This is a genomic window from Salinicola sp. NYA28a (assembly GCF_976982775.1).
Genome location: NZ_OZ334582.1, coordinates 1,000,694 through 1,017,053, shown reverse-complemented (window position 1 = coordinate 1,017,053; position 16,360 = coordinate 1,000,694). Strand labels below are relative to the sequence as shown.

Below are 16,360 nucleotides of genomic sequence, written 5' to 3'. Positions count from 1 at the left end.
GTAAGGAGGAATACTGTAAAGGAGGGGAATACTGGAAGCGAGGGCTGGCACGTCCTGAGCTTCTCGACGCGCCAGCCCAGCCCTTTCTAACCGATAAAGCTCCACTCGGTCGCGGTCAGGTCATGGGTGCGCATCTCCGCCGAATCCATGAAACCGCCAACCACATCATGCAGCGATACACCGGACTCCAACTGCTGGACCCAATAGGCCTTGCCGTCGGTATCCGGATCGCGGCCCAGCAACGACTGGTACAAGATGTCCAACGTCTGCGACCGGGCCGAGGCATCCGCCGTACACAGAGATAACCCCGCCTCTCGCGATGCCAGGAAACCCAGCGCGATAGCCACCGAGGAGCTCCCCGCATCGTGCTGCTCGGCCCAGTACTGAATGCCGTCGACATCCGCCTGGCGCCCCAGCACCTGCTGATAGAGCCCGGCGATCCAGTTCAGGTCGCTGGTGTACTCGACCGTTTCGTTGCCATCGGCGAAGGCGAGCGTTTCGACGTTGATCAGGGTGTCGACGTCGCTGAGGTCGGCCTTGGACTGGACGGTGATCACGCTGTGCTCCTGGGTGACGATGTAATCGTCACGGTTGCCGTCGTAGCGGGCCGTATCCGAGTCACTGCCGCCATGCAGCCGATCGGCGCCAGCACCGCCGAACACGGTGTCGTTGCCGGCTTCGCCGTAGATGAGATCGTCACCGCCCTTCGAGCCCACGGTATCGTCGCCGCCACCAGCATGCAGTTCGTCGTCATCGGCACCGAGGACGATGGTCTGCACGGCGTCGTCGGCGATGACCACGTTGGCGCCGTCGCCGCCGCTGAGCGTGGTCGCACCGATGATGCTGGCGAAGTCGATGTTGTCGAGCTGCAACTGGTTGCCGCTGGGCAACGCACTGGTGTCGATGACGAACGCTTCCTGGTGGTTGCTGCCCGAGGCACCGTTGTCGGCGATGCCGGTAATCTGGATGGGCGTGTTCGCCGAGGCGTTGCCGCTGTCACCCAGTACCAGCGTGCGGATGTCGAGCAACGTGCCGTCGGGGCGATTGGTGAGCCACTGGCTGGCCACCCCGGTCTGGTCGCTCAGGTTGGTGGGCTGCTTGGCATCGATACTGCCGATCAGGTCGGCCAGGGCCTGCTGGGTATCGACGGCGCTGCGCGCCCCCTGGTTGACCAGGCTGACACCGCCCGGCAGCGTTGCCGGTGTTCTCGACCAGCTTGGCGGTGCCCGTGCTACGGCCGGTATTGGTGATCGTCTCGCTCACCGAAGGGTTGCCGGAAGGCGTGTTCGGCTGCGGTTCATCCGGTGTGGTCGGTCTAACCTGAATGGGAGAAGGCGCCGATTCGTTGACGTTGGTGACCGAGATCGCCAGTGCCAGCGGTGTCGTGCCATCTTGGCGGTCACTCGCCGTCACTTCAATGTCATAGACGTTATCGGCCCCTTGATCGGTAGGCGCCTCGAAATTGGGAGCACTATTGAAGCTCAGCGCACCACTGTTGGAATCCAGCGTGAACAGCGATTGATCGGCGCCGCCCGTAATGGTGTAAATCGGATCACCACCATCGACATCAATAGCGGACAGAGTCGTTACCACCGTCGAATTTTCGGATACGCTCAATGCGCTCGGCGTGCTGAATACAGGCGCGTCATTGACGGAATCAATCGTCGTCGACAGCGTCACGCCCGTGGCGGACACCGAAGAAGCGACGTCATCACCGGTGGTATCGAAGGTTTCCCGGACACTTCCCATTGTGAAAGTCGCGACATTGGCCCCTGAGCTATCCACCGCGTGCGCCGTGAGTGCACCGGGCGAACCGTTATAATTTTCTACCGGATTGAAACGCAGCAGAGCCTCGGCATCGAGAAGGAGAGCCGAATCCGTCGATACACTGCCCACGGCCAGCCAGGTGGCACCGCTATCGGTAGAATATTGCCATTCGCCTTCTGTTGCCTGGCTGGAGTCAGCGGTAATGGCAATGCCGGCCAGGATATCCGTCGGCGCATAGGCGGCATCCGCATCGTTGAACAACGCCCCGAACAGAGACGCAACGGTCTCGCCTGCCGGGATACTGTCCTCGTTGACAGCCGCCAAGGTGGCGTTACCGCCCCATGAAGGCGCATTGTTCAATTGCGTGGTCTCGAGCGACATCGTCGCCGACGCGGTATTTCCCTCGGCGTCCACGGCACTCATGGTCAACGTTCGTGAGGGCGCCGTGTCTTCCGCGGTACTGGTAAAGGTTACTTTCTGCGCAATGGCACTGACCGTGGCTTCACTGGTGACCTTGCTGGAAATGAGCCGGACAGCATCAATGTAAAGTGAGGCTCCTATACCGAATCCACCGGTTTGGTCGTAGGTTCCACTGACGAATTCGAAAGCGTAATCGCCTGCAGAGGGCAGAGTGATGGTCTCCGTGGTCCAGTCACGAGTATCGCCGCGCTCGGAAAACAGTTGAGTCCGCGTGTCGTCGTCGCCGCCGTAGACGCCATCGGCACCCAGGTCCACCAGGAAACCGAAAACGTCATAGGAGTCGCCACCGTTCTGTGCCGCCCAGGAGAAAGAGATGGAATCTCCGGTCTCCGCCTTGAACGGATCACTGACAGCGTAGGGACCAAACCAGGAACCGTAACCATCGACTGCATATTCATCCACGACAGTAGGAGTCTGATTGATAAAAGTGATATTGCCGTTATTGTTCAAGTTGAGCGCATAATCACCGGCGCTGACGAGATCCTGTTGAACAGAGTGGCTATAGGAGACGTAATCTGCGCTATCCGCGATATTGACGGCGGCACCCGACCCGGTGACTGCGCCACTATTGTAGTAATAGTCCGTTGTCTGACCATCGAGTTCGTACTTGTCGTATTCACCTTCGATAATGGTCCACCCCGACGTATCCCCGGTTTCGAAGCTTCCATTGGTCAGCGGAGAGGCAAAGTCGATCTTCAGATCCTGCCCGTTCTGACCATTCAGAATGCTGTCGATGACCCCGATCTTTTCTCGCCCACTGCCGTTGCCCAGATAGACATCCGCCCCATCGACGGAAATGGCGCCTGATGCGTCAGGGTCGGCATCGCTGGTCAAGGTAAAGGAATCACCGGCATCGGCATCCGAAAGTGAAAATCGCAAGGATCCCCCGGTTAAGCTCCCTGCCGGGCTACCGGACAACGTGACATCCTCATCAACCGTGATGGTCGCACCTTTCCCCTCTGTGTAGCTGCGTGACGCATCCAGATTACCGAACGAAAAGTTCATGTTTCTTCCTCGAGCTTTTTTAATTCTTTTCTGCCGGGTAGGAGATTGGGTTCACCCGCCGAGCAAGCCAACGACAATGGACATCTGCTTAGCAATTATCGGCGGACCTCAAACTTGCTTGAGGAGGTAAGACTAATAATTTTTCATGTCATTCCCCTCGAAACCACGAGCGTGTTTCTCGCCAATCGCGAAACCGACGACCTATAGCCCTGACCCACCGCCGACCTCCACACGAAAACGCGCCAGTTCGCCATTGACCCGCAAGACGGCTTTCACGGTCGCATCGCGCCGCTGCGCATCTTCCGCCATGCCCTGCTCCCGATACGCCTGACACATCGACAGCGCAGCAGCCCGCCCGGCTTCGGGATGAGCCGCCAATGCGACGGGCAGAGCGCAGGGCTGCGAAGAAAGGCGTTGACGGAGAAGACCGAACAGGCTGGCGTTCATTGGCGCTTCCGCCAGCACGGTCTCAGCGGGGCGGAAGGCGCCGGCCAGCGTGAGCGCGATCATGTAGTTGGACGCCGCCTGCAACTGCACGAACCCGGCCGCCGTCACGGTGAGCAAGGGGAAGAAAGGCGCCAGTTCAGGAAACAGATGATTGGGATAGACCCGCGCCTGCCAGTAGCGGGCCGCGACGCGGGCAAAGTGGCGATAATCGGCAACCGGGACGAGACGTGACGCCGCGAACGGCAGCACCTCCACCGGCGGCTTGGCCGGATCGACGGTATCGTTGGCGACATCGACATAGAGCGTGCCGATCAGAAAGGCGTTCTGGAAATACTCGCCGCGCAGATCGCCCCAGACCTGCCGGACACTGCCGCCGTGCTTCTTGAACGCCGCCAGCGCCCGGTAGCCCTGCGCTGCCTCGCCACCGAGTGTCGCCGGGTCGAGCTGCTGCAACTGGCGCTGCACCGCCTGGGAAATTTCCAGACACTGGCCCAGCGGAAACGGCTTGCCCTGCTTGACCGGCCGGGTCTGGCGCAATGCCGGGTCAAGTTCGGCGCGCAGCGCCAGAAACAGCGACTCCAGCGCCGCCAATGCGGGCGATAGAAAGCGCACGGTCAGCGCCTGTTCGCGCGGCTCATCGGGAATGCGGGGCTCGTTGGGGAGCAAGGGTCTGGACACGCGGACGTGCCTCCGGTTGACGAAATCGAACGTCAGCGCGCCCTGGGCTTCAGACGGCTTATCGTCGTTATCGGCGGCCGGACGATTCGCTTGATGCTAGAGGGAGAATTGCAGAAATACGCAGGGAGTTGCAGAAATACGCGGGGAGTTGCAGAAACCCGGCGAGCGGCGGGCATCGATTCATCGACTCACCCCGGTCATCGCCGGGGTGAGCCACTGGCCGGGGTGGGCCACTGGTCAGGAAAAGGCAATCGAGGCTCAGTGCGCCTGCTTGGGCAGCTCGGCAGAGAGCGCGCGTGCATACGCGGTGCGCGCCGTCTGGGCAATCGCCAGTTGCTGCTGCAGGCGGGCAATCTCCTGGTCGGTCACGCGCAGGTTGGTGACCTGGGCGCGAGCGTTCTCGGAAAGGTCCGCCAGGTTGTATTCAGTGCCGTCGATGGTCAGGGTCTGGCCTGCCTGGGTGTCGGTAGCCGCCATGGGTATGTCCTTGATTGGCTTGAAGTGTGAACCCGCTAGGGTACGGGATCGGGCGCCAAAATCGAACACCGGATCGTCATTGTCCCTTCGGTTCCGGGCCCAGGGCATCCAGCCGGTTCTGCAGCTGTTCTACCCGCTGTTGGGATTGCGCAAAGCCTGCCGCTGCCGTGTTCATGAACCGAAGCATCTTCTGGAGCAGCTGTTCCATCGAGACATCATCATCCACTTGCTCCAGCTCGCGGGCGAAGAACTCCCTGACCGACGGCTGCAGGGTATCTTCCAGATCGTCGACCTCGGCTTCCAGCAGTTCCTTGGGTATGTGGGCCTCGCCTGCCGCCTCGGCAAGTTCTAGCTGTAACGCTTCCAACTCTTCTTGTTTGCGCTGCCTAGCGATCTTCGCCTGGTGCCTGAGAACCTGCTTGACGTGTTCCCCACCCCAGCCGCTCAGCGTTTTCATCCGGGTATTACCGTAAGGCCACTCCAGCGAGAAGATGCCCACGTCGACAGGTTCCCCGAAGACACTCAGCTTCCACTGATTGAAGGTCATATCGCCGTCGGCCGGCGGCAGTTTGCCCGGCAGGCTTTCCAGCACCTCGGGTTCTGCGTCGATCAGGATTCCGTATTTTTTCAGCACCCGGACACGCGGGTCATTCCAGTAAGCCATTCTCTCTCCGGATCGTTGGATTCATTTGCGACGAGCCAAGCCCGGCCAAACCGTGAAACGGCAGCCATGCCCTGGATATTCGGGTTCCGGCGCAGCCTTTCTATGCCTCAGTGCCTGTGCCTCAGTGCCTGTGCCTCAGTGCCTGTGCCTCAGTGTCTATGCCTCAGTGCCTGTGCCTCAGTGCCTATACCCCAGTACCTACGCCTCAATGGCCGCTCGCCAGTAACCTAGCGACTGCTCCGACACGAAACCCTGCTGCGTACCGATCCCGATCACAGCGGCCTGAAAGGCGCGAGCCAGTTCCGGTTGATGGCACAAATGCAGGCTGCGGATCATGCGCGAGATCCGCAGGTGGTTGTGTCCGCCCCGCTTCAGCCAGATATGTTCCCTGGGATTGAGGTGGGGCAAGGCCACGATGGCATCCGATTCCCGCGCCAGGCCGAAGAAATCCAGCATCACATCGAGCGACTGGCGCTGCCGCGCCCTCAGTTCATCAGATTCCGCAAAGGCGGCCTGCGCTTCAGCATCCAGCAGCGGCGCGAAGCCGTTGAAGCGGCCAGCCTCGGGAATCGGAAACAGCCATTGAATGGTGTCGTGGGTATGTTCCAGCCAGAAGTGGGAAAGACGCCAGACATCCTCGATGTAGCGTCCCTTGTGATCGGGACATTGCCCCAGGGTGAATGCAATCAATCGATGCCCATTCTCGCTCATGGAACTTTTCCTGCGTGGCCCTGACTTGATGCCGGCATCCGCCAGGGATATGCCCTTGACTGGCCTGAAGTGCGACCCGGCCAGGCTACGGGGTCAGTCGCCGAAATCGAAGATGAGATCATCGTCATCGCCACCGAATACCTCGTCCAGACTCTCGGGCGGCTGGCCGGCCTTCTGCTGTTGCTGGGCGTGAAATCTGGCTCGCTCGGCCAGTTGCGAAAGCTGGCCCATCGAGAACAGCTGGGCGTGGGCCAATGCCATCGGGCCACCTTTCAGCGCGGCATAGGCTTCGGGTTCCAGGCTGTTCAGCGCTTTTTCATCCACACGAAACAAGCCGTTCACGGTCAATGGCTCTTGGCCTTCGCCGCGTTCGATCTTTAATGGCCAAGGCTCAATCACCCCAGCCTCCCCCAACACCTTAACCGCTTGCTGGGTCACTTGGCGGTTCTGCTCACACTGCTGCAAAAACGCGAACGTTTCCGCCGCTTTACCGGTGAGTTTTTCCGCTTCGTCAAACAGTGGTTCGCCAGCGTCGTCGCTGAGATGATCCGCGGCAATAGCGAAGACTTTCTCGCCGGTTTCGCTATTGGCCAGGGTAAACGGATAACCGCGCAGGGTTGCAGGTACGTAGCTACCCAGCCACTTGCCGTTGGGGGCCACGTAAAGGTTCTGTTGCCCCAGGCCCAAGATTGCCACGGGCGTATACTCCTCCCCCTGCTGAATAAAGCCCAGCACGTACAGCGGTAACAACTTCGGCAGTTCAGCGAGCAATACACCGACCACCGATTGCCCTTTAGTATAGGTATACCCGTCGCGGGGCAAGTGATGCTTGTCACGGTGCTGGCTGGGCGAGAGTGCTGTCCATTCGGTCATGGCACCTCCTTGAAAAACAAAGAACAAAAAACCCCCGACCGAAGTCGGGGGTTTAGTGCTTTTACCTATCGAGGATAGGCATCCTTCTCAGAGAGAGGGATTAGGCGGCTACGAAGTCATCAGCAGTAACAGTACCAGAAACACCAGTCACATCGATCACTAGAGCGTCAGTTTCATTAGCGGCCGCGCCACCTTCTACAGCGAAGTAAGTCTTGCTGTCGTAGGTAAACTGCAGTGCATCGATTGTAGTATCACTTGCATTAGCAGAAGCAGCAAACGCAGCTGTTACAGCAGCACCGAGATCAGCAGCATCAGTGATAGTTTGATCTGCTACGACTTCGAACACAGTAGCGTTAGTGAACTGAATTTCATCAGTACCGCCAACAAAGTCAGTGATGCTGTCTGTAGCCGCTGCAGTTGAATCAGTTGAAGCAGCCGCATTAATACCAAATGCAAAGGTATCAGCACCGGCACCACCGGTCAGAGTATCTGCACCCGCGCCACCAGTGATGGTGTCAGCCAAACCAGTACCAGTAATGGTGTCATCGCCATCACCACCGGTGATAGCAAAAGCAGCACCAGCAGAGGCAGAGTCAGACACGTCCAGGCCAGACAGATCGACGCTATCGCCGCCATCTTCCAGCGAAACGGTCAGTTCGCTAGCACCGAAGCCTTCGCCGCGAATGCTGTATTCCTGACCGTCAAGCTGGCTCGCTTCCATAGTAGCGGTAGCACCACCAAGAACAACGTTTTCCAAGCCAGTGATGGTGACATCACCTGTAGTGCTAACAGTAGACACGCCATCTGCCAACTCAAGAGTGTCGTTACCATCGCCGAAGCTGATGGCGGCAGTGCCAGTCAGGGCACCTTCAAGAGTAACGGTGTCATCACCCGCACCCAGCACCAGTGAGACTTCACTGGAATTCGCGACCAAGTTAACCGCGTCATCACCAGCTTGGCCGACAAAAGTCAAATCGTCATTGCCAGTGACATCCAGCGTGTTGTTGCCCACTGCACCGCTGATTTCAATACCAGTGCTAGCAGCACCAGAATCGCCAGTGGCATTAGTGGTAATTTCGAGAGCACCGTCCAGGCCGGAAGCGTCCAGAACACTTACGGCGTTAGCATCGGTCAGTGTCACATCACCGGCGCCCACCAGTTCGATGCTTTCACCAACGAGGGCTGCAAATTCTGCGCCATCAGTAACGTTAACAGTCAATGCAGCATCGTTAGCGTCCAGACTAGCCACTTCAACGCCAGCGGCGGTCAGTTCAAGCTCTGCAGAAGCCAGAGTGCTGTCAGCGAAAGCCACGGAACCTAGCGCCGCCAAGTTAGAAGAGACATTTACGGAGCTACCGGTGTTGCCCTGACCGCTAATAGTCAGTACAGCTTCCTGCTCTTCGTCGATAGTGACATTAGCAGCATCAGCAACAGTGATACTATTAATGTCTGCGGCAATTGAGATGGAGTTAACTTCCCACTCAGAAGCCACAGCAGCATCAGACGTCACAACAACAGTGTCAACACCAGTGATGTCAGTAACACCCGTCATGTCGCCACGAAGAGTAATAGCACCTTCGCCAGAACCAACTACTTCACTTGCGTCTGTGGCAGCACCACGAGCAACGTTGGACAGGTCGACAACGGCATCGGCCGTTGCGGTCAGGTTCAAGGTCTCGGCGGTATCGACACCAAGCTCGATGTCGCCATTCACGGTAATGTTCGCCACTTCACCGTCGCTACCGCCAACAGTCGTCACAGATGCTTCTTCAGCGGCACCAGTATCAACAGAACCGGCTTCCAGAGCTTGAACGGTCAGGTTGGTCACGTTCTCACCAGCAACAACGTTGTTGTCGCCAGCGTTGTCAAGGGTGAACTGACCGTTAAATCCTAGCTTGGAGCTGGAAGCGGTAATGGTAGCGCCTTCGGTGGTAACCGCGTCGAATGCAGCACCAGAGAACACGTCGAGATCAAGATTAACGTTCTCGACGTTCAGCAGGGTCGGAGCGGGATTCTTGTTGGCGTTGCTGATTACTGCGTTCAGCGTGTCGTTATCAGTCGTGGACTGATCCAGCAGTTGATCGCCAGTCTGCAGCGTGCCTGCTTCAGCGTTGAATGTATCGTTGTTGGCAGTACCAAACAGACGATCATCTGCATCTGCAGTGAGACTGAGAGTTTCGCCACCCACGCCCAACTCGTCGACCCGCTCTTCGAATGCAGCACGGTCTTCGGCAGAGGCGGAGACGATGAACTGCTGCTGTAGCTTGTCGATGCTCAGCGAGGAGCCGCCGCCAGTGGTCCAGTAGGCCAGGCCTTCGGCATCCGGCTCGCGGCCGAACATGTTCTGGTAGATCTCGGTCACGACGCCTTCACGATCCAGGCCGCCGTAGAGATCCTGATACTCAGGCTGGAAGTTGACGAGGTTGTAACGCAGGTCGGCCAGGGTGAAATCGTCCGGGACTTGCTCAGTCCAGTAGGTCAGACCTTCCTGGTCGGCAGCGCGGCCCAGATAGGCAACGTAAAGTGCTTTAACTTCGTTGGCGTTCAAAGCCATTTTGTAACTCCTTAGTATAAATGTCGAATCGACATGGCAAGCCCTGGCAATCGGCCGAATGCTTGCTTCGAGCGAGGCCTCGCTCATGAGTCACTCCGCGATATTCACCCCCAACACCTGTAGGAGTGAGGCGTAAACACCGGAAGCGCGCTCATTCCCTTTATCCCCCAGCCTGCAGGCCCCTCCCCTTTACGCTGGGCCTGCACACGGCAGCGGATTTCCGTAGCCCTATATTTCGGTTACCTTTTTAATCGTTGGGCGATTACTCAGTCAAGCGTAATGTGTGATTTTCGTCACTACCAGTCAACCTATGGTAACAGTCAAATCTTCACCATCTCCTTCACTGACGGGACCTGTATTGATAGTAAATACTCACTTCCGATTTGCCTGATTCTTTCGTCGCAACGACGCCGTTACGGTGTCGTTTTTTCGTACTGTAACGGCCATTCATGGCAAATTGAGGTCAGCCATCTGCATCGGCCAAGCCCTGCAAAAGCATGGGCTTGTCCGTAATGCCGTCTGCCGGGGGGATCAGGCCTGGGTCTTGGCTATCGGGCCGTGGCTATCGGGCTTCGAGCATATCGCCCAGCGTGTCGGCCAGCGGTCGCCGGGGCACGTCGCCGGCCAGGGCGTGAAGACGGGCGTTGTCGCCGCGCAGGGAGGGGATATCGCTGGCACGCACGAAGGCGGGGTTGACCCTGACTTCGATCTCGTAGCCGGCGAGCTGGCTGGTGAGCGCGAGTACGTCGCGCAGGGCGGTCGCTTCCCCCCGGCAGACGTTGACCGTGAGCCCGCTCTCTTCGGCCGTCAGGGGGGCGTCCAGCAAGGCGAGATAGGCATCGACGACATCGCGGACGTCGCTGAAATCGCGGCTGACATCGAGATTGCCGAGCTCGATACTCTCGGCACGACGGCGGAAGTGGTCGACGATCTTGGGGATGAGGAAGTCGCTGCTCTGCCCTGGGCCGGTGTAGTTGAACGGGCGGGCGATGATCAGCGGCAGGCGCTCGCGGTAGGTGCGGGCCAGGTGCTCCATGGCGAGCTTGGAGCAGGCGTAATGATTGACGGGCGCCGGGGGGACGCTTTCATCGATGACGGCGCGGCCGTTGGCGCCATAGACGTTGGCGCTGCTGGCGAGCAGCGTAGTCGGCGGCGTGTCGAGTCCGGCCAGGGCGTCCAGCAGTGCCTGGGTGCCCAGCACGTTGACGCGATAGAAGTCGAGCGGTACCGGATGGCCGACGAAGGCCAGCGCGGCGAGATGGACGACGCGGTCCGGGCGAATCTCGGCCACGGCATCCTGCAGGGCCTGGGCATCGTTGATATCCAGTGCCAGGTAGCGTGAAAGCTCGGGGGGCGTCTGGGTGGCGCGGCCAATGCCGACCACTTGCTCTCCGCGCTGTGCGAGCGCCTTGACGAGGTAGCGACCGGTAAACCCGGAGGCCCCTGTCACGAGTACGGTGGACATGCCCAGGCTCTCCTCTGTTGGCTGGGGCGGGCCTGCGCCCGCCCGGTCTGGGGGGTCAGGCCCGTTTGGCGCTGGCGTTGCGTCGCAGGTCGGCTTCGACCATCATCCGGCAAAGGGCTTCGAGATCGGTGGCCGGCTGCCAGCCCAGTTCGCGGTGGGCCTTGGCGGGGTCGCCGATCAGCAGTTCGACTTCGGCCGGGCGGTAGAAGCGCGGGTTGATGACGACGACGGTGTTGCCGGTGGCGGTGTCGATGCCGGTTTCGGCTTCGCCCTGCCCTTCCCATTTCAGGGTGATATCGGCCGCCTTGAAGGCCATGGTGACGAAGTCGCGCACGGTTTCGGTGCGGTTGGTGGCGAGCACGTAGGTGTCCGGCTCGTCGGCCTGGAGCATGCGCCACATGCCTTCGACGTATTCCTTGGCGAAGCCCCAGTCGCGCTTGGCATCGAGATTGCCGAGCTCGAGACGCTGCTGCTGGCCGAGCTTGATGCGGGCGACGCCATCGGTGATCTTGCGGGTCACGAATTCGAGCCCGCGCAGCGGGGATTCATGGTTGAACAGAATGCCGCTGGTGGCGAAGAGGCCGTAGGATTCCCGATAGTTGATGGTCATCCAGTGTGCGTAGAGCTTGGCGACGCCGTAGGGGCTGCGCGGGTAGAACGGGGTCGCTTCGGTCTGGGGAACCTGCTGGACCTTGCCGAACATTTCCGAGGTCGAGGCCTGGTAGAAGCGAATGGTGGGGTCGACGATGCGGATGGCTTCGAGCAGGTTGACGGCGCCGAGCCCGGTGATTTCCGCGGTGGTAACCGGTTGGTCGAAGGAGACGCCGACGAAGCTCTGCGCGGCCAGGTTGTAGACTTCCCGGGGTTGCGCGTTCTGCAGCAGGCGGATACTGGCGGAGAGATCGGTCAGATCGTACTCGACCAGGTGCAGGGCTTCATGATCGGCGATACCGAGTTCTTCGATGCGCCAGAAATTGACCGAGCTCGTGCGGCGGTACGTTCCATATACGGTATACCCTTTCTCCAGCAGCAGCTCGGCCAGGTAAGCACCATCCTGCCCGGTGATACCTGTCACCACGGCACATTTCTTCATTCCAATCCCTTTCGATTCATAAAGTTGGCAATGTCACTCCGCCGAAGGCGCTAGCCGATAGCCGGTGAGCGTCATCTTGTCATCGGTTTCGACATGTACCCTGATCTCCAGGTCGTCGACATCCGTTTTCAGAACGATGGTTTCATCGATCAGGGTTCCCTGGTGGGAGCCGTCAGCCGGAGCGATGGGGAATCTAGCATGGCTCACTGTGCCCTTGCCAGATACGACATCCACCCAGGCGCCAGGGGCGCTCGTCGTGCTGCCTTCCAGTGTAAGCCGGTATGTTCCCTGCCGCATGGGCTGATAGGGGCCAAAGGCGAGAAATCCCGGCTGGCCGGTGGTGGAGAGGCGTCCGTTTTCGAGCCTTCCGACCTGGGTGGGGGTGTCGCTCTGCCCGGCAATGTCGTGTTGCAGGCAGACGGGAGGCAGGCAGTAGTCATCGACGAGCGATGCGATGCGGGCTTCGACCGGCTTTTCCCGCTCATCGGGCTCGAGCCGAACCAGGACGTAATAGGGCCGGTATTCGGCGTCGACTTTTCCTGTCTGCTCCAGGCGCCGGGCGATGTCGTTCATGGATGCCTCGAAGTTCAACGGCGAGGGCCAGATATGGGCGGCCCATAACAGGTCGAGATAGGGCAGGATCACGGCGTCCGCCTCACCCAGGGTGAGCAGCGTCAAGATCTGCTCGGGGAATCGTTCGCCGACCGCTGCCTGATGAAAGACTTGCATCGCCGGTGGCCAGTGCTCCCGTGCCTGCGCGAGGTTCTTGTCGCCGCCGATGTTGTAGGCCTGCACGCCGAGCCGCGGGGCGAGATACGTCGCGAGGAAGTCGTTGCGATAAGGCAGGAAGGCGACGACTTCGCCGGGGGAGACACGCTCGGCGAGGTCGCCGACCAGCCGCTTGTCGATATCCTCGATGGCAGCGCGGTTTTCGATCGCGCCGTGCCAGCGCTGGGCCAGATTCGGCAGATACATGGCGACCAGGACGCCACACAGCAGGTATCCCCACGGCCGTTGATGACGTGGCAGGCCGATCAGCAGACCGAGCATCAGTACCCAGAGCCCGCAGACAGCGAGCGCCTGCCAGCGATAGGCGGCTCGCATGTTGTTGAAGCCGGGCAGGTAGGTGGAAAGCCAGGCGCTGCCGGTCGGGGCGAGCGCCTGCTCGGCGCTCATGTGGCTGGCGAGTTGCTCGTCGTCCGGCGGACGGGTGGTATCCACCTTGAGCGAGGGTCCCAGCGCGAGATACAGGCCAGCCAAGGTGACGAGCAACAGCGCGCCGGCGGGAAAAGCGCGGCTGCGGCGTCGCAGGCGCCAGGCTCCGGCCGCGCCGGCAAGCAACAGGGGCAAAAGAAAAGTGGGAACCCAGACCGAACCATCGCCATAGAACTGCCTTGATGATCGCTCGACGGTAAGGCCTAACGCATCCCAGAGGCCATGCACGCCGGTGGTGGGGATCGCCCAGAAAGAGAGATCGACTCCCCAGCCCCGAAAGAAGTCCAGCGGCGCCTTGTCGAAATGCGATGCTCCGACATATAGCGCATACAGGCCATAGGCCATGCCAAAGCCGACGATGTGAACGGGCGCCCCCCAGCACAGGAGCGTGCGACGTTGGTCGGGCTGGGCAATGAAGCGGTAGGCGTACAGCAGGCTGGCGCCGACGGCAAACATGACGAAGGTGTAACCATCCATGAAGACGGCCACGATACAGGCCACCAGATACAGCAGCGCATGCCGCCAGCGCGAACTGGTGGTAGCCGCCCCTTCGAAACAGCGCCCGGCTACCCAGAGATAGGCGGGCAGAAGCGCGATGCCGAATGCGAGCATCGAATATCGGGTATGAAACCAGATCATTGGCTGGGTCATCCAGACCAGCGCTGCGGCGATTCCCAGCCGAGGCGAGAGGCCAATGTCGCGAGCCAGGAACCAGGCTCCCAGATAGGCAACCGAGAACCAGAACGCCGACATGGCGGCATAGGCATCGGCGGGATCGAATCCCAGGGCGATGAACCAGGCTGTCGGGTAGGCGCCGGCAAGGCCAAAGGCGATGGCCGCGGGATGCGGATACCCCATGTTCGTTGCGTGCAACCCCAGAAGCGACTGGTTGGCGAACGATTGAGCAAAGCCTGTGGTCCAGAGCGCTTGCCCCAGCGTGGGATCGGCCACGAAGGGAATTGCCCCCTGCACGACGAGAACGAACGCCAATGCGACCAGGGCGAGCACGGCCGTGACCACGCCAGTACCGAAAGGCTTATGCTTTATCATCACTAACTCCCCGGGCCTTGCTGAAATGGACCGCCATGAAAAACCAGACATCGCCCAGGATCGTGACCACGCGGCCAAGCACGACGGCCAGCAGCAAGGTGTCTTCGGGAATGACATTCCCCAGCAGAAACAGCAGTACCAGTTCCCGGATGCCAACACCCGCCGGCGCGCCGGGCGTCACGAAGCCGATCAGCCAGGCCACCACATAGGCACCGCAGAGCATCGCCATGAGTTCGCCTGAAAGGCCCTGCCCCAGCACGCCGGTCAGGATGGCGGTAAAGACCCAGGCCGAAACCAGCAGAAACGCCATCTGCAGCAACAAAGCCTGAGCCAGTTCCCGCAGCGGGCGGTGGCGAGTCAGGCCACCCACCGCCACTATCGTCAGGCCAAACAGTACCAGTGCCACCGGGACGGGAAACGCGACGATCAGCAGCGGCAATATCAGTAATCCGAACGAGGCGCCGGCAACTGCCTGGAGCCCCAGCTCCCAGACCATCGACTTGGCGATGGCCCATCCCGGCAATCCGGCTGCCAGGCCCAGCGCCTGCCGGCCTGCCAGGTGGAATACGTTGCCGGGTACGTATTTGGCGAGCTGGGAGCGACCGTAGATGGCGACGGCGCCAGCGATGCCTGTGGTCAGACGAAAGCGAACCAGCAACCGCCACCAGGCCAGCGCCAGAAGGAGATTGGCGGTGGCGTAGACTCCCGACAGCAGCATCAGCAGCGCCCAGGCAAGGCCGTCGAGCTTGTGAAAGTCGATCTCCTGGCTGTAGGCATTCATGCGGATTCCGATGAAGGCAATGCCTGCCAGAGCGAGCGCCGTGCCGGCGCAATTCAACAGCCGCTTGGTGCGTAACTTCATTCACGATTCGCTTCGGTCGGTTGATATGGCGGGTTGCTTCCCATCCGCCCCCGATCCTTGTGCATTAGCAGATCGGCCGCTGGCTCGTCGTGCGATTTGATCTGGTGGCGCACTTCTTCCAGCAACTTGCGGTTGGCGGCCAGCAGGTCGGCAATGAATGCGACCAGAAACGTTTGGAACCCCATGAGCAGCAGCACGCTAGCGAGGATCAGGGACTGGATGTGCCCTCCCCCGTCGCCTGTCGCGTAGTACCACAGAAACCGTATCCCGATCAGAAACCCGAGAAAGAACAGGAGGGCTCCCAAGGTGCCGAAGAAGCGAAAGGGACGATAGATGACGAAAATCCGCAAGATCGTCAGTATCGAACGCTGGATGTAGACCGGAATGCTCTTGACCAGGCGCGAGGGGCGTAGATCGGCATTGACGCGAACCGGCACCGAGGTGATGGCCATGTCTTTCTGGCCGGCCTGAATGATGGTTTCGAGTGTGTAGGTGTAGTCGTTGAAGACGACCAGCCGTTGGGCGGCTCCTCGCGACATGGCACGAAAGCCGCTTGGGGCATCCGGTATGTCGGTACGGCTGGCTACGCGAACTACCCAACTGCCCAGTTTCTGCAGCGCTTTCTTTACTGGCGAGAAATGCTCGATGGTCTGGATCGGGCGTTCACCGATGACGATTTCCGCCTGGCCTTGCTGAATCGGTGCCACCAGCGCCGGTATGTCGTCGGCGTTGTACTGGTTGTCGGCGTCGGTATTGACGATGACGTCCGCCCCGAGATGCAAACAGGCATTGAGGCCGCTCATGAAGCCACGAGCCAACCCCTGGTTGCGTGGGTGCTGGATAATGTGGTCGACCCCATGGGCTCTGGCTATTTCAGCTGTGCCGTCCTGGCTTCCGTCATCGATGATCAGCCATTCGACGCTGTCGAAACCGTCAACTTGACGCGGCAAGGCATCGAGGGCGATGCCGAGCGTCTCGGCTTCGTTGTAACACGGGATCTGGATGATTAGCTTCACTAC

General features: G+C 60.1%; 13 protein-coding genes. All 13 read right to left on the bottom strand.

Going from position 1 to position 16,360, the window contains the following annotated elements; genetic code table 11:
- Nucleotides 1-86: 86 nt before the first annotated feature.
- On the bottom strand, nt 87-1,067 hold the full coding sequence (locus ACWHY3_RS04695; RefSeq protein WP_448127692.1) for a DUF4214 domain-containing protein: 981 nt from the start codon (nt 1,065-1,067) through the stop codon (nt 87-89).
- Nucleotides 997-3,252, bottom strand: coding sequence for a hypothetical protein (locus ACWHY3_RS04690; RefSeq protein WP_448127691.1), 2,256 nt, complete (start codon nt 3,250-3,252; stop codon nt 997-999). Before ACWHY3_RS04690 ends, ACWHY3_RS04695 begins: the two co-directional genes overlap by 71 nt.
- 201 nt (nt 3,253-3,453) lie before the next feature.
- Nucleotides 3,454-4,377 carry a hypothetical protein gene (locus tag ACWHY3_RS04685; RefSeq protein ID WP_448127690.1) on the bottom strand — a complete coding sequence of 308 codons (924 nt, stop codon included), beginning with the start codon at nt 4,375-4,377 and terminating at the stop codon, nt 3,454-3,456.
- A gap of 258 nt (nt 4,378-4,635) precedes the next feature.
- Nucleotides 4,636-4,854: a DUF6447 family protein gene (locus ACWHY3_RS04680; protein WP_448127689.1), complete on the bottom strand. Its 219-nt coding sequence runs from the start codon at nt 4,852-4,854 to the stop codon at nt 4,636-4,638.
- Nucleotides 4,855-4,930: 76 nt separating this feature from the next.
- The gene (locus tag ACWHY3_RS04675; protein ID WP_448127688.1) at nt 4,931-5,518 is read right to left on the bottom strand and encodes a hypothetical protein; all 588 of its coding nucleotides are present in this window, start codon (nt 5,516-5,518) and stop codon (nt 4,931-4,933) included.
- A 198-nt stretch (nt 5,519-5,716) separates the two neighbouring features.
- Nucleotides 5,717-6,229 (bottom strand): opioid growth factor receptor-related protein, encoded by a 513-nt coding sequence (locus ACWHY3_RS04670; RefSeq protein ID WP_448127687.1) that lies wholly within the window; start codon nt 6,227-6,229, stop codon nt 5,717-5,719.
- A gap of 93 nt (nt 6,230-6,322) precedes the next feature.
- On the bottom strand, nt 6,323-7,102 hold the full coding sequence (locus tag ACWHY3_RS04665) for a SapC family protein (RefSeq protein ID WP_448127686.1): 780 nt from the start codon (nt 7,100-7,102) through the stop codon (nt 6,323-6,325).
- Nucleotides 7,103-7,202: 100 nt separating this feature from the next.
- A complete protein-coding gene (locus ACWHY3_RS04660; protein ID WP_448127685.1) occupies nt 7,203-9,743 on the bottom strand; it encodes a DUF4214 domain-containing protein in 2,541 nt (846 codons plus the stop codon).
- A gap of 475 nt (nt 9,744-10,218) precedes the next feature.
- Entirely contained in the window at nt 10,219-11,121 is a 903-nt protein-coding gene (locus tag ACWHY3_RS04655; protein ID WP_448127684.1) for an NAD-dependent epimerase/dehydratase family protein, read from the bottom strand.
- A 55-nt stretch (nt 11,122-11,176) separates the two neighbouring features.
- Nucleotides 11,177-12,214, bottom strand: coding sequence for a GDP-mannose 4,6-dehydratase (gene gmd / locus ACWHY3_RS04650; RefSeq protein ID WP_448127683.1), 1,038 nt, complete (start codon nt 12,212-12,214; stop codon nt 11,177-11,179).
- Nucleotides 12,215-12,247: 33 nt separating this feature from the next.
- Entirely contained in the window at nt 12,248-14,479 is a 2,232-nt protein-coding gene (locus ACWHY3_RS04645) for a hypothetical protein (RefSeq protein ID WP_448127682.1), read from the bottom strand.
- A complete protein-coding gene (locus tag ACWHY3_RS04640) occupies nt 14,466-15,341 on the bottom strand; it encodes a hypothetical protein (protein ID WP_448127681.1) in 876 nt (291 codons plus the stop codon). Before ACWHY3_RS04640 ends, ACWHY3_RS04645 begins: the two co-directional genes overlap by 14 nt.
- Nucleotides 15,338-16,357, bottom strand: coding sequence for a glycosyltransferase family 2 protein (locus tag ACWHY3_RS04635; protein WP_448127680.1), 1,020 nt, complete (start codon nt 16,355-16,357; stop codon nt 15,338-15,340). Before ACWHY3_RS04635 ends, ACWHY3_RS04640 begins: the two co-directional genes overlap by 4 nt.
- Between the last annotated feature and the right edge of the window lie 3 nt (nt 16,358-16,360).

Excerpts from the sequence above, each read along its gene's own strand:
- ACWHY3_RS04670 (WP_448127687.1), bottom strand. The coding sequence starts at position 6,229 with ATGAGCGAGAATGGGCATCGATTGATTGCATTCACCCTGGGGCAATGT.
- ACWHY3_RS04665 (WP_448127686.1), bottom strand. The coding sequence starts at position 7,102 with ATGACCGAATGGACAGCACTCTCGCCCAGCCAGCACCGTGACAAGCAT.
- ACWHY3_RS04660 (WP_448127685.1), bottom strand. The coding sequence starts at position 9,743 with ATGAGCGAGGCCTCGCTCGAAGCAAGCATTCGGCCGATTGCCAGGGCT.
- ACWHY3_RS04645 (WP_448127682.1), bottom strand. The coding sequence starts at position 14,479 with ATGATAAAGCATAAGCCTTTCGGTACTGGCGTGGTCACGGCCGTGCTC.
- ACWHY3_RS04680 (WP_448127689.1), bottom strand. The coding sequence starts at position 4,854 with ATGGCGGCTACCGACACCCAGGCAGGCCAGACCCTGACCATCGACGGC.
- ACWHY3_RS04655 (WP_448127684.1), bottom strand. The coding sequence starts at position 11,121 with ATGTCCACCGTACTCGTGACAGGGGCCTCCGGGTTTACCGGTCGCTAC.
- ACWHY3_RS04690 (WP_448127691.1), bottom strand. The coding sequence starts at position 3,252 with ATGAACTTTTCGTTCGGTAATCTGGATGCGTCACGCAGCTACACAGAG.
- ACWHY3_RS04675 (WP_448127688.1), bottom strand. The coding sequence starts at position 5,518 with ATGGCTTACTGGAATGACCCGCGTGTCCGGGTGCTGAAAAAATACGGA.
- gmd (WP_448127683.1), bottom strand. The coding sequence starts at position 12,214 with ATGAAGAAATGTGCCGTGGTGACAGGTATCACCGGGCAGGATGGTGCT.
- ACWHY3_RS04640 (WP_448127681.1), bottom strand. The coding sequence starts at position 15,341 with ATGAAGTTACGCACCAAGCGGCTGTTGAATTGCGCCGGCACGGCGCTC.